The sequence below is a fragment of the Williamsia sp. genome (assembly GCF_036566845.1).
In the GTDB taxonomy this organism is placed as follows: Bacteria; Actinomycetota; Actinomycetes; order Mycobacteriales; family Mycobacteriaceae; genus Williamsia.
Genome location: NZ_DATCVM010000022.1, coordinates 1 through 11925, shown reverse-complemented (window position 1 = coordinate 11925; position 11925 = coordinate 1). Strand labels below are relative to the sequence as shown.

The following is an 11925-nucleotide window of genomic DNA, read 5'->3' as shown; positions in this document are numbered from 1 at the left end:
GGTGAAAATCGGCATGCGGAACATGGTCATACCCGGTGCACGGAGGCAGACGACGGTGGTGATCATGTTGACCGCACCGAGGATGGTGCCCAGACCGGACACACCGAGTCCGAGAATCCAGAGGTCGGCGCCGGCGCCGGGTGAGTGCACGGCGTCGGTCAACGGTGTGTACGCCGTCCAACCGAAGTCAGCGGCACCACCGGGGGTGACGAAGCCGAGGAGTGCAACAGACGAGCCGAAGAGGAACAGCCAGAAGCTGAAGGCGTTCAGACGCGGGAACGCAACGTCGGGAGCACCGATCTGCAGCGGCAGGACAACGTTGGCGAAGCCGATCACGATCGGGGTCGCGTACATCAGCAACATCACGGTGCCGTGCATCGTGAACAACTGGTTGAACTGCTCGGTCGACAAGAACTGCAAGCCGGGTGCGGCGAGCTCGCTTCGCATCAGCAGGGCCATCAGGCCACCGATGAGGAAGAACGCGAAACACACAACCAAGTACATGATGCCGAGCATCTTGTGATCAGTTGTCGTCAGCATCTTGTAGATGAACGACCCCTTGGGCCCCGTGCGCTCGGGGTAAGGCCTAACCGGTGCCACCGAAGTGGTGGGCTGGTCTACCGCGGTCACTGATCCTCCTACCTGCGTGGCCACTCCGGTCCGTCGTGGCGAAGAACCTTCCACACACGACATGAGGGCACGGCGATGAATGTGCGCTGAGAAGATCGTAAACCCTCCCTCGAGACGGGACCGAGCGGGCTCCTACGAAGTGTCGTATTTCGATGAGCGTTGTCCGATCCGGCGCGCCGAGGGCAACCTCGATCGATTCGGGCAGTGCTAGTTTGGTCGGGAATTCGACCATCTGGAAGTCATCACGAAAGAGTGGCAGTGAGCGATGTGATCCGCCGCCCGCGCGGCATGGCGGTGTTGGCATTGGCAGCACTGGTCAGCGTCGGCGCGACCGCCTGTATCGATTCGTCGGTCCCCGGCGGCGAGGGTTCGGTGACCAGGACGACATCACGAATCGCCGCGGTCGATCTCGTCAACCCCGACCGGGATGCCAACACGACGTGTCAGCCCACGGCGGCACCCGATGCCGGCGCACCGGATCCGCAACGCATCCTGGTCGCCGATCCGAGCCTGCTCGACGCACTGTGCGCACTGGGAATGCAGGACCGCGTCGTCGCCACGACCACGATCGACGGCACCCTTCCGATGTATATGGGCGACGCGGTGCATTCGCTGCCCACCATCGGCGACGTCACGGCACCGGACGACGCCAAGGCCGTCGCGTCCGATCCCGATCTCGTCCTCACGCTCGGCGACTCCCCCGTCACCGCGTCCCTCGGCGACGTGCCGGACGCCGTCGTCGATCCGGCAGCGGACTGGAAGCAGCGGTTTGTCGCCGTCGCGGCGGCGGTCGGCCGGACGGAGGCCGGAGACGAGCGCCTGCAAGGATATCTCGATACGGCCAAGGCGATCGGCAACCGCGTGGGCGCCCGGTACACGCAGGCGTCGCTGGTTCGGTTCACCGCCGATTCGACGGTCGTCCTGGGCACCGACGCATTTGCCGCGCGGGTACTCACAGATGTCGGTGCTCAGCGACCCCCGGGCCAGCGGGAGCCCGAACCGACAGTGCTCGATGACAAGAACTTCGAGATCGCCGACGGTGATGTCGCCTACGTCGGCTTCGATGGCAAGGAAGGTCAGGACCACGGCACCTCGGTTCTCGAGACCGACCGCTGGCTCGACATGGGCGCCCCGAGTTGGGGTCGCACCCGGATCGTCGAAGACGAGGTCTGGTACCGCAGCGGCGGACTGTCGGCCGCCAACATCGTTCTCCTCAACCTCCGCGGCACCCTCTGACACCCGAATCAAGAACTCTCCGTTCATCACCAGGACCACATCGCTGCGCGGGTTCATCTTCGACGTCGCCATGGGCAAACTCCGCGAGGTCGAACCCTGACCCCTGTTCGCCCACCACGTCGGTGCCACATCAAAAAGCTCCACCGGCATAGATGCCGGTGGAGCTTTTTGATGTGGCACACGCGGATTCAGCGCCCGGTCGAATCAGTTCACGGGATGTCCGGCCAGCCTTTCTCGGATGGGATGTCACCGTTCTCGACGGCCCTGGCCAATTGCGCATGGTCGGCCGTGTTCTGATCGGCGTACGCACTGGCGAACTCGACCAGCGCGTCTTCGGCTTTGTTGCTGTTTCCGAGGTAGTCCGCGATCGCCGACGCATCGCCGCTGCGCGCGTGGGCCCGCGCCAGCGCGTGACCGCAGGCGGCGGCGAAGCGTGGCAGCACAGGTGCCACACCCTCCCCCTTCGGAATGACCTTGCCGTCGCGGTATTGCCGGACGTAGAAGTCCATGTCCAAGTCCAGCTCGGGGTACTGGAAAGACGTCCAGCCCACGAACATGTCGGACGCGCTCTGAATCAGGCGCTGCCCCCGGACAACTCGCTCACCGTGGTTCTCGTACTTGCTCTTCCCCAAGAACTGCTCGTACACCGACGGCCCGGCCTGCTTCACCTGAAGGAACAACGGATCACCGGAGCGCCGTTCCTCCAGCAGCGTCAGGAACACCCGCATCCCGACACTGCCGACCCCGACGACCTGACGCACCGCATCCACCGGGTCGTAGCGGGACAGCAGGTGTTCGAGGTGATCGGGAACGGACTTGTGGTATTCGGCGAGCACACTCTGGAGAATCGGCTCGGCTTCGTCACCGAGCCGATGGGTCCGGTAGGGCGGTTCCTCGGTGATCTGTCGCCGGCCTTCGACTGTGGTGAGGAGCTTCTTCGACGCACCCCGGCTGGTGCGCTTCTTGGCCTTGCTCTCGATCAACTGATCGAGGGCCTCCTCGTTCTCCTTCTTCGCGTATTTGAGGAGCTGTTCGACCTCGATCTTGTCGTACCAGACATCGATCTGTGGAGTCTGCGCGTAGCGTCTGATGTGCTTTCGGTAGCTTCGGTAGCCGCTCCGAACCGCTTCTTGCCCAACAGCTTCCGTCAGTCCGTTGTCCCGGCCCAGGACGATCACGCTGGCGAGATAGCGCTTGAGGTCCCACTCGAACGGCCCCGGCAGTGTCTCGTCGAAGTCGCGGAGGTCGAAGATCAGATGCCGCTCGGGCGAGACCCACATGCCGTAGTTGAGGATGTGGGCGTCACCGCAGATCTGGACCATGATCCCGGTGTGCGGGGTCGATGCGAGATCGGCAGCCATCACCGCCGCGGCGCCGCGGTAGTACGTCCACGGCGAGTGACTCATTCGTCCGTGGCGGATCGGAAGCAGATCAGGAGCACGAATGTCACTCTGCGCCAAGATCGTTGCCAACGCGTCGTGTCCGCGGGTTGCCGGGTTCCATGTGCCCAGCTCTCGGCGTGGAACACGAGCCCTGGCTTCACGGCCGGCCGGTGTGTGTTCGGGAGCCTGAGTTTCGGGAGCCGGGCTTTCATGAGCCGGTGTCTCGGGAACCGGAGTGATCGTCATCGCTGCACCTCGCTGTACATGGGTGAAATGCCAAGTATGGCAGTCAGACGCCGCCCCTGCCGGGAAGACCGCAGACTTCACCCGATGAGTGGTATGAGTGGACTCAGGTCCGCGATCACACCGCGGTACTCGCGAACTGTCGACGATAAGTGGTCGGTGTGGTGGCGTACGCGGCTACGAAGTTCTGCCGAAACGTGACCCCACTGCCGAATCCACACGCCGATGCGATCTCGTCGACACCCCAGTCGGTGGTCTCGAGGAGCACCCGCGCCTCATTGAGACGCTGATCGAGCACCCAGCGGGCCGGCGTGGTGCCCGTCGCCCGTTGGAATTGCCGCGCAAAGCTCCGGCGGCTCATCCGGGCCTGCGCCGCGAGGCGGTCGACCGACAGCGTCTCCTGGAGCCGGCCCAGGGCCCACTCCTGCACCACCGATATCGCGGTCTCCTCGGCGAGCCGTGAGAGTGGGCGCTCGATGTATTGCGCTTGCCCGCCGTCACGGTGCGGGGCGACCACGAGGCTGCGAGCGACGCGGGTCGCGACCGCCGAACCCAAATATCTGCGGACCAGGTGCAGGCAGGCATCGATCGACGACGCGGTTCCGGCCGACGTCATCACATCGCCGTGATCGATGTAGAGCACCGAGGCATCGATCTGACTGCGGGGACTGCGCTCGGCCAGGGCCGGCATCATCGACCAGTGCGTCACCGCCGAACGTCCTTCGAGCACGCCGGAATCCGCGACGGCAAAGGCGCCGAGACACAGGCCGGCGATCACCGCTCCGCGCTCGTGGGCCTGCACCACCTCGTTGCGGAAGCTGTCTGTCGGCGGGGTCAGCGGCACCGGCCAGGACGGAATGACCACGATGTCGGCCCAGCCGACGGTGCTCGAATCCGCCACCCCACCGACCGACAGGCCTTCGGCCGTGCGCACCGCGCCTGCGCTATCCGACCACAGCCTCGTCTCCCAGTCGGTTGCCAGACCGAGGCGACCGAGCTCCCCGAAGACCATCAGGGGCGCCGCGAGGTGGAACATCGTGATGCCGTCGAACGCATAGATTCCGATCCGCACATGCACTCCCAAGTTGGCCCGATCTCATCGAAATTATGCATCTATGCCACTCGCGGATGCACTCGAACGAGAGAAACAATGAGAAGCGCACGAACTCACCAGGCACGATCCCACCCACAGGAGTGACCATGACCGCACCACGCCGCGCCCTAGTTGTTGTCGACGTCCAGCAGGAGTACTTCGACGGACCACTCCAGATCCAGTACCCGCCCCGTGAGGACTCGCTGGCCAACATCGTCGGCGCGATCGAGGTCGCCGACGCTCACGAGATCCCGGTGGTTGTCGTGCAGCACCAGATGCCCGCGGGCGCCCCGGTCTTTGTCGAGGGGACACCGGGATGGTCACTTCACCCGCGCATCGAGGCGGTCGCGGGAGGATCGCGAAAGCACGTCCACAAGCAGTTCGGAAGTGTCTTCGCCGGCACCGATCTCGCAACGTGGTTGGGCGACAACAACATCAACACCATCACCTTGGTCGGCTTCATGACCAACAACTGCGACCTGGCCTCAGCGGTGGAGGCCGAGGGCCTGGGATTCGCGGCCGAGATCCTCTCCGACGCCAGCGGCGCGATACACCTGGCGAACGAGGCGGGAAAGGTCTCGGCCGAGGACCTGCACAACACTCTCATGGTGTTGCTGCAATCGAACTTCGCGGCGGTCGCCACCACCGCCGAGTGGACCGATGCGGCCACGGCCGGCGCCGAGCTGCCCAAGAGCAACCTGGTCGTCTCCGCCATCGAGGGCAGCAGCGCCGCGGCGTCCTGACCCCCCCTTCGGCCTGGCCTACTACTCCGGCCAGCCGGGGACCGCCTCGACGTCGCCGTCGCCGATCGCCTTGACGAGTTGTGCATGATCTCGATCGTTCTGGTCGGCGTAGGCAAAGGCGTACTCCACGAATGCGTCCTCGACCTTGTGCGAGGTCCCGAGGTAGTCGGCGATCGCGGCGGCGTCGCCACTGCGGGCATGAGCCCTGGCCAGGACGTGTCCGCAGGCCGATGCGAATTGCGGCAGCCGGGTGGCCACGACCTCGCCCTTGGGGATCACTTTGCCGTCACGGAATTGCCGAACGTAGAAGTGCATGTCGTCGATGGTGGTCCAGCCGACAAAAGAGTCGGTGGCGCTCTGGATCATGCGCTGGCCGTGGACAACCCGCTCACCGTGGTTGTCGTAGCGGCTGGCCGGGAGGAACTGTTCGTATACCGACGGGCCGGCCTGTTTGATCTGCAGGAACAGCGGGTCGGCGGTGCGGCGTTCCTCGATGAGGGTGAGGAACACCCGCATGCCGACACTGCCGACACCGACAACCTGACGCACCGCATCGACGACATCGAAGCGCGACAGCAGGCTCGAGACGTGATCGGGCACCGAACTCTGATATCGCCTGATGATCTGGTCGAGCAGCCCCGCGTACCCGGCGAGCGCGTGCGTTCGGAACGGCGGATCCTCGCTGATCATCCGTTGTCCGTCAACCACATTCGTGAGCTTCTTCGACGCCCCACGACTCGACCGCTTGCGGGCCTGTTTGTCGATCATCGCGTCGAGGCGATCCTCGTCGTCCTGGGCTGTGTATTCGATGAGCTGACCGACGTCGACGCGGTCGTACCAGACGTCGATCTCCGGCATGTGTGCGTAGATCCCGATCCGTTCGCGATAGCCGCGATACGCCGCCGACACCGCCGACCTGGCATCGGACTTCGACACGTTGTTGCTGCGCGCGAGTACCACCAGACTCGCCACGAATCTCTTCACGTCCCATTCGAACGGCCCAGGCAGGGTCTCGTCGAAGTCGCGCAGATCGAACGCGAGGTTGCGCTCGGGGGTGTTCCACAATCCGAAGTTGAGAACGTGCGCATCACCGCACAGCTGCACGACGATACCGGTGTTCGGGGTCGAGGCGAGGTCGGCCGCCATCACCGCCGCCGCGCCGCGGTAATACGTCCACGGCGAATGGCTCATCCGGCCGTGCCGGATCGGCAGCAGGTCGGCCGCGCGGATCTCGTTCTGCGCGAGGATGGTCTCGAGCGCGTCGTGTCCACGGGTTGCCGGATTCCACGCCCCCAGCGAACTGCGCGGCACGATCTTGCGGGAGGCCCGCCCGGGACCGCGATGCTCCGGGACCCGGGCGCGTCCGATGAGGCTGCCGTCGCCGCCCTGCCAGAGAAGGTGTCCCGCATGATCTTCTGCGGCAGGCTCGTCTACCGCATTGGTGGTGATCGTCACCCAGGAATCATTGCAGGTGAACTCACGGCGACCACGGTGTGACAGGCCGGTCGCCCCTGACCCCGTCGATGACGAAGTCGACTTTTTCCTGATAGAAACAGACTCGCCCGGTGATCTGGTGCATCTCCGGCGGCGGATTCTCGTAGCTCCAGGCGATGTCGATGCCGGCGCCGCCGAGCCTCGGCGCAGACCAGTGGGTCGCTTCACCTTTGTAGGCGCACGTGGTCGACGTATCACTACGGACCAGATCTGCCAGCACGTCGCCCGGCGAGAGATAGAACCGCGGCGGCAGGTGGGTCTCGAACAGCATCAGCGGATGCCCGGATTCGGCGAGGATGTCACCCCCGGACACCACGTGGACCACGCGGGCACTGTGCCGGATGTCTATGCGTGAGAACGGGTCTCGCGGATGGCCGAAGATCCGTTCGTCCTCTTCGAACCAGTCGAAGGAGAAGAAGCCGAGCACGGCGTACCCGTCGAGGTCGTCGGGCAGGAACACCTCCCCCGGGCCGGCGGCACCCGACACCACCGCCGTGCGACCGGCACACGTGTGTTCGGCAAAGCTTTTGCCCGGATCGAGCATCCCGGCGGGTGTCTCCTCCAGCGCGAACGGACGCGCCTCTTCGATCTTCACCTGCAGATCCACGACGGGAACGGCGTAGGACGGGACGATCCGCTGCGGTTCCCAGACCAGCACGGCGTTGTCGGTGCGCGCGATGACCTGATCCGCCGAGCACACCGTCACCATCTTGGTTGTGGGTTCGTATCGCAGACTCCCGAGCGCCGACATCAGGTACTGCCTCACCATGGTCGCCATCGTGACCACCTCCGGACACCACAATACGACTGATCATCGGCCCACTCGATGGAAACGAAGGCACGCTGGGCGGTGATTTCGGCACGTTCGACGGTGGACCCCCGCCGAGCGGGCCGATCCGACCGCCGAGCGGGCCGAAAAAGACAACATCCGCACCGAGGTATCGGTGCGGATGTTGTTTGGAGTGCAGGTCTGAGACGGTCAGAAGTCCCAATCGTCGTCTTCGGTGATGACTGCCTTGCCGATGACGTACGAGCTGCCCGACCCTGAGAAGAAGTCGTGGTTCTCGTCCGCGTTGGGTGAGAGTGCCGACAGGATCGCCGGATTCACGTCGGTCTCGTCCCGCGGGAACATCGCCTCGTAACCCAGGTTCATCAGGGCCTTGTTTGCGTTGTACCGCAGAAACTTCTTCACGTCTTCGCTCAGGCCGACATCGTCGTACAGCGCTTCGGTGTAGTCGGTTTCATTGTCGTAGAGCTCGAACAGCAACTCGAAGGTGTAGTCCTTCAGTTCCTGCCGGCGCTCGGGCGACTGCGTCTCCAGCGCACGCTGGTACTTGTATCCGATGTAATACCCGTGGACGGCCTCGTCACGGATGATCAACCGGATGAGGTCGGCGGTGTTGGTGAGCTTGGCACGAGAAGACCAGTACATCGGCAGGTAGAAACCGCTGTAGAAGAGGAACGACTCGAGCAGGGTCGAGGCGACCTTGCGCTTGAGCGGGTCGTCGCCACGGTAGTAGTCCATGACGATCCGGGCCTTGGTCTGGAGTTGCTCGTTCTCCTCGGACCAGCGGAACGCCTCGTCGATCTCCTTGGTGGAACACAGCGTGGAGAAGATCGAGCTGTAGCTCTTGGCGTGCACCGACTCCATGAACGCGATGTTGGTCAGCACCGCCTCTTCGTGCGGTGTGGTCGCATCCGGGATGAGGCTGACCGCGCCGACGGTGCCCTGAATGGTGTCGAGCAGGGTCAAGCCCGTGAACACGCGCATCGTGAGCTGCTGCTCGAGCGGGGTGAGGGTGCCCCACGACGGGATGTCGTTGGACACCGGCACCTTCTCGGGTAGCCAGAAGTTGCCGGTCAGGCGATCCCAGACCTCGGCGTCTTTTTCATCGGGCACCCGGTTCCAGTTGATCGCCGATACCCGGCTGACCAACTTGATGGGCGCTCCGTCTGCGGGGCTGTGGGTGGACGTCATCGTGCTCCCCTGATGCTCGAAAGTGTGCTGATCGAAGTTGTTCTGTCAGCGGTGTTCAATGCTCGAACCCTTACAGCATGCATGAGACGCAATTTTCCACCTCAGTCCCTTCGAGGGCCAGCTGCCGCAAGCGGATGTAGTAGAGCGTCTTGATGCCCGCACGCCATGCGTAGATCTGCGCCTTGTTGACGTCGCGGGTGGTGGCGGTGTCCTTGAAGAACAGTGTCAGGCTCAGGCCCTGATCGACATGCTGCGTCGCGGCGGCGTAGGTGTCGATGATCTTCTCGTAGCCGATCTCGTACGCGTCCTGGTAGTAATCCAGGTTGTCGTTGTCCATGAAGGGCGCCGGGTAGTAGACGCGGCCGATCTTGCCCTCTTTGCGGATCTCGACCTTCGCCGCGACGGGGTGGATCGAGCTCGTCGAGTGGTTGATGTAGCTGATCGAACCGGTCGGCGGAACCGCCTGGAGGTTCTGGTTGTAGATGCCGTGTTCCTGCACGCTCGCCTTCAGCTCACGCCAGTCGTCCTGCGTCGGGATCGCAATCCCGGCCTGCCCGAACATATCTCGGACCTTGTCGGTTTCCGGCGCCCACACCTTTTCGGTGTACTTGTCGAAGAACTCACCGGTGGCATACTTCGAACGCTCGAAGCCACCAAACGCCTTGCCCCGCTCCTTGGCGATCCGGTTCGAGGCGCGCAGCGCGTAGAACAGCACCGTGTAGAAGTAGATGTTCGTGAAGTCGATGCCCTCTTCGGACCCGTAGTAGACGTGCTCACGCGCCAGGTACCCGTGCAGGTTCATCTGCCCGAGACCGATCGCATGGGAGTCGTCGTTGCCCTTCTGGATCGACGGCACCGAGGTGATGGCCGTCTGATCCGACACCGCGGTGAGTCCGCGGATCGCGGTCTCGATGGTGTGGGCGATGTCGGGCGAATCCATGGTCTTGGCGATGTTGAGCGACCCGAGGTTGCACGAGATGTCTTTGCCGATGGTCGAATACGAGAGATCGTCGTTGAACGTCGACGCAGTCGAGACCTGCAGGATCTCCGAGCACAGGTTGGAGTGGGTGATCTTGCCGTCGATCGGGTTGGCGTTGTTCACCGTGTCCTCGAACATGATGTACGGGTAGCCCGACTCGAACTGCAGCTCCGCGAGGGTCTGGAAAAACTCACGCGCCTTGATCTTGGTCTTGCGGATCCGGCGGTCTTCGACCATCTCGTGGTACTTCTCGCTGACACTGATGTCGGCGAACGGCACACCGTAGATGCGCTCGACGTCGTACGGGCTGAACAGGTACATGTCGTCGTTCTTCTTCGCCAGCTCGAACGTGATGTCCGGGATGACAACACCCAGCGACAAGGTCTTGATCCGGATCTTCTCGTCCGCGTTCTCACGCTTGGTGTCGAGGAAGCGGTAGATGTCGGGGTGATGGGCGTGCAGGTACACCGCGCCGGCACCCTGACGCGCACCGAGCTGGTTGGCGTAGCTGAACGAGTCCTCGAGCAGTTTCATGATCGGGATGACACCCGAGCTCTGGTTCTCGATCTTCTTGATCGGGGCACCGTGCTCACGAATGTTGCTCAGCAGCAACGCAACTCCGCCGCCGCGCTTGGACAGCTGCAGGGCCGAGTTGATGGAACGGCCGATCGATTCCATATTGTCCTCGATACGCAGGAGGAAGCACGAGACGGGCTCGCCGCGCTGCTTCTTGCCCGAGTTGAGGAACGTCGGGGTGGCCGGCTGGAACCGGCCTTCGATGATCTCGTCGACGAGATTGCGGGCCAGCGCGGTGTCACCGTCGGCGAGCGTCAACGCCACCATCGACACCCGATCTTCGAACCGCTCGAGGTATCGCTTGCCGTCGAACGTCTTCAGTGTGTACGAGGTGTAGTACTTGAACGCACCCAGGAAGGTCGGGAACCGGAACTTCTTGCTGTACGCGTGGTCGAAGAGTTCTTTCACAAAGGAGCGGTCGTACTTGTCCAGAACCTCTGGCTCGTAATAGTTTTCCTCCACCAGGTAGTCGAGCTTCTCCTCCAGGTTGTGGAAGAAGACCGTGTTCTGGTTGACGTGCTGGAGGAAGTACTGGTTGGCCGCCTGCCGATCCTTCTCGAACTGGATCTTGCCGTCGGCGTCGTACAGGTTCAGCATCGCGTTGAGCGAGTGGAAATCCATCTCCCCCGGATCGCGACCGGACGGGTCGGCATGCGTGCCCGATTTGATGCTGGAGTTCTCTGCTCTCACATCAGTTACTGAGGCTGCGGTTGGCGACACTGTGGCGACTCCTTGTGAGAAATATCTGGCGATTGCGCAAAATGATAGAGACCGGTTCTGACACGCTCGACGTCCTCGCTGTCGCCCATCAGCTCAAACCGATAGAGATAGGGCACCCGACACTTGCGAGAGATGATGTCTCCGGCGTAACAGAACTCTTCCCCGAAGTTGGTGTTGCCCGCAGCGATGACCGCGCGGATCAGGGAACGATTGGATTTGTCGTTGAGAAATCTGATGACTTGCTTGGGCACGAATCCGCCCGACTCACCAGAGGCCTTGCCACCCCCATACGTGGGGCAGATCAGCACATACGGCTCGTCGACGGTGAAACTGCCGTCGCGATCAATGAGAGGTATCCGCCGGGCTCGCAAACCGAGCTTCTCGACGAATCGGTGCGTGTTCTCCGAGACGCTCGAGAAATAGACGACCAGCGGCGCCTCGGAGGACTGTCCCGAATGGTGGTGGAACTCCGGCTGAGCCTTCGACTCTGCATCTGTGGTGTGTACGGGAACCTTCCCCATGTCCCGACCTCCACGAAATAGATGACAGGTAGAACGTCTGACGAGAGAGGACCGACGAATCAGGCAGCTGCTGCGACGAGCGCCTTGATGCGGTCGGGACGGAATCCCGACCAGTGGCTGTCACCGGTCACGACAACCGGAGCCTGCAGGTAACCGAGCGCCATGACGTAGTCGCGGGCCTCGGCGTCCTCGGTGATATCGACGATCTCGTAATCGAGGCCGTTCTTCTCGAGAGCTTTGTAGGTGGCGTTGCACTGAACGCAGGCAGGCTTGGTGTAGACGGTGATGGTGGCGGTTGTCGCAGTAGTCATATTCGCAGAACTCCTTTGT

Annotated in this window: 11 protein-coding genes and 1 pseudogene; 3 read left to right on the top strand and 9 right to left on the bottom strand. The window is 63.0% G+C overall.

All coding sequences use genetic code 11. From position 1 onward, the window contains the following. Window positions 1-630 (bottom strand): cbb3-type cytochrome c oxidase subunit I (locus VIQ49_RS01310; RefSeq protein ID WP_331880061.1); only part of this gene is annotated, 630 nt, incomplete at its 3' end. Between the two features lie 258 nt (window positions 631-888). Here VIQ49_RS01310 and VIQ49_RS01305 point away from each other — a divergent pair. Continuing rightward, window positions 889-1866 carry an ABC transporter substrate-binding protein gene (locus tag VIQ49_RS01305; RefSeq protein WP_331880060.1) on the top strand — a complete coding sequence of 326 codons (978 nt, stop codon included), beginning with the start codon at window positions 889-891 and terminating at the stop codon, window positions 1864-1866. A gap of 4 nt (window positions 1867-1870) precedes the next feature. Next, window positions 1871-1966: pseudogene (locus VIQ49_RS01300) on the top strand (carbonic anhydrase); the annotation flags it as partial. Between the two features lie 109 nt (window positions 1967-2075). Here the strand turns inward: VIQ49_RS01300 and VIQ49_RS01295 are convergent. Both VIQ49_RS01295 and VIQ49_RS01290 read right to left on the bottom strand, forming a co-directional pair. Then, window positions 2076-3494 carry a DUF2252 domain-containing protein gene (locus VIQ49_RS01295; RefSeq protein ID WP_331880059.1) on the bottom strand — a complete coding sequence of 473 codons (1419 nt, stop codon included), beginning with the start codon at window positions 3492-3494 and terminating at the stop codon, window positions 2076-2078. Between the two features lie 115 nt (window positions 3495-3609). Next, a complete protein-coding gene (locus tag VIQ49_RS01290; RefSeq protein ID WP_331880058.1) occupies window positions 3610-4563 on the bottom strand; it encodes a GlxA family transcriptional regulator in 954 nt (317 codons plus the stop codon). A gap of 128 nt (window positions 4564-4691) precedes the next feature. On the opposite strand from VIQ49_RS01290, the gene VIQ49_RS01285 reads away from it, so the two are divergent. Continuing rightward, entirely contained in the window at window positions 4692-5327 is a 636-nt protein-coding gene (locus VIQ49_RS01285; protein ID WP_331880057.1) for an isochorismatase family protein, read from the top strand. 21 nt (window positions 5328-5348) lie between these two features. On the opposite strand, the gene VIQ49_RS01280 is transcribed toward VIQ49_RS01285, so the two are convergent. The 6 genes from VIQ49_RS01280 to nrdH form a co-directional block, all read right to left on the bottom strand. Next, complete coding sequence (locus tag VIQ49_RS01280) at window positions 5349-6695, bottom strand: DUF2252 domain-containing protein (protein ID WP_331880063.1); 1347 nt, start codon at window positions 6693-6695, stop codon at window positions 5349-5351. 109 nt (window positions 6696-6804) lie between these two features. Further along, the gene (locus tag VIQ49_RS01275; protein ID WP_331880055.1) at window positions 6805-7599 is read right to left on the bottom strand and encodes a DUF427 domain-containing protein; all 795 of its coding nucleotides are present in this window, start codon (window positions 7597-7599) and stop codon (window positions 6805-6807) included. A 201-nt stretch (window positions 7600-7800) separates the two neighbouring features. After that, window positions 7801-8799, bottom strand: a complete 999-nt coding sequence (gene nrdF / locus VIQ49_RS01270) for a class 1b ribonucleoside-diphosphate reductase subunit beta (RefSeq protein ID WP_331880053.1) — start codon at window positions 8797-8799, stop codon at window positions 7801-7803. 70 nt (window positions 8800-8869) lie between these two features. After that, window positions 8870-11074 carry a class 1b ribonucleoside-diphosphate reductase subunit alpha gene (nrdE, locus tag VIQ49_RS01265; protein ID WP_331880051.1) on the bottom strand — a complete coding sequence of 735 codons (2205 nt, stop codon included), beginning with the start codon at window positions 11072-11074 and terminating at the stop codon, window positions 8870-8872. After that, window positions 11050-11595: a class Ib ribonucleoside-diphosphate reductase assembly flavoprotein NrdI gene (gene nrdI / locus VIQ49_RS01260; RefSeq protein WP_331880050.1), complete on the bottom strand. Its 546-nt coding sequence runs from the start codon at window positions 11593-11595 to the stop codon at window positions 11050-11052. The genes nrdE and nrdI overlap by 25 nt, the downstream gene beginning before the upstream one ends. A 59-nt stretch (window positions 11596-11654) precedes the next feature. Continuing rightward, window positions 11655-11906 (bottom strand): glutaredoxin-like protein NrdH, encoded by a 252-nt coding sequence (gene nrdH, locus VIQ49_RS01255; protein ID WP_331880049.1) that lies wholly within the window; start codon window positions 11904-11906, stop codon window positions 11655-11657. Between the last annotated feature and the right edge of the window lie 19 nt (window positions 11907-11925).

Excerpts from the sequence above, each read along its gene's own strand:
- VIQ49_RS01275 (WP_331880055.1), bottom strand. The coding sequence starts at position 7,599 with ATGGCGACCATGGTGAGGCAGTACCTGATGTCGGCGCTCGGGAGTCTG.
- VIQ49_RS01295 (WP_331880059.1), bottom strand. The coding sequence starts at position 3,494 with ATGACGATCACTCCGGTTCCCGAGACACCGGCTCATGAAAGCCCGGCT.
- nrdH (WP_331880049.1), bottom strand. The coding sequence starts at position 11,906 with ATGACTACTGCGACAACCGCCACCATCACCGTCTACACCAAGCCTGCC.
- VIQ49_RS01285 (WP_331880057.1), top strand. The coding sequence starts at position 4,692 with ATGACCGCACCACGCCGCGCCCTAGTTGTTGTCGACGTCCAGCAGGAG.
- nrdF (WP_331880053.1), bottom strand. The coding sequence starts at position 8,799 with ATGACGTCCACCCACAGCCCCGCAGACGGAGCGCCCATCAAGTTGGTC.
- nrdI (WP_331880050.1), bottom strand. The coding sequence starts at position 11,595 with ATGGGGAAGGTTCCCGTACACACCACAGATGCAGAGTCGAAGGCTCAG.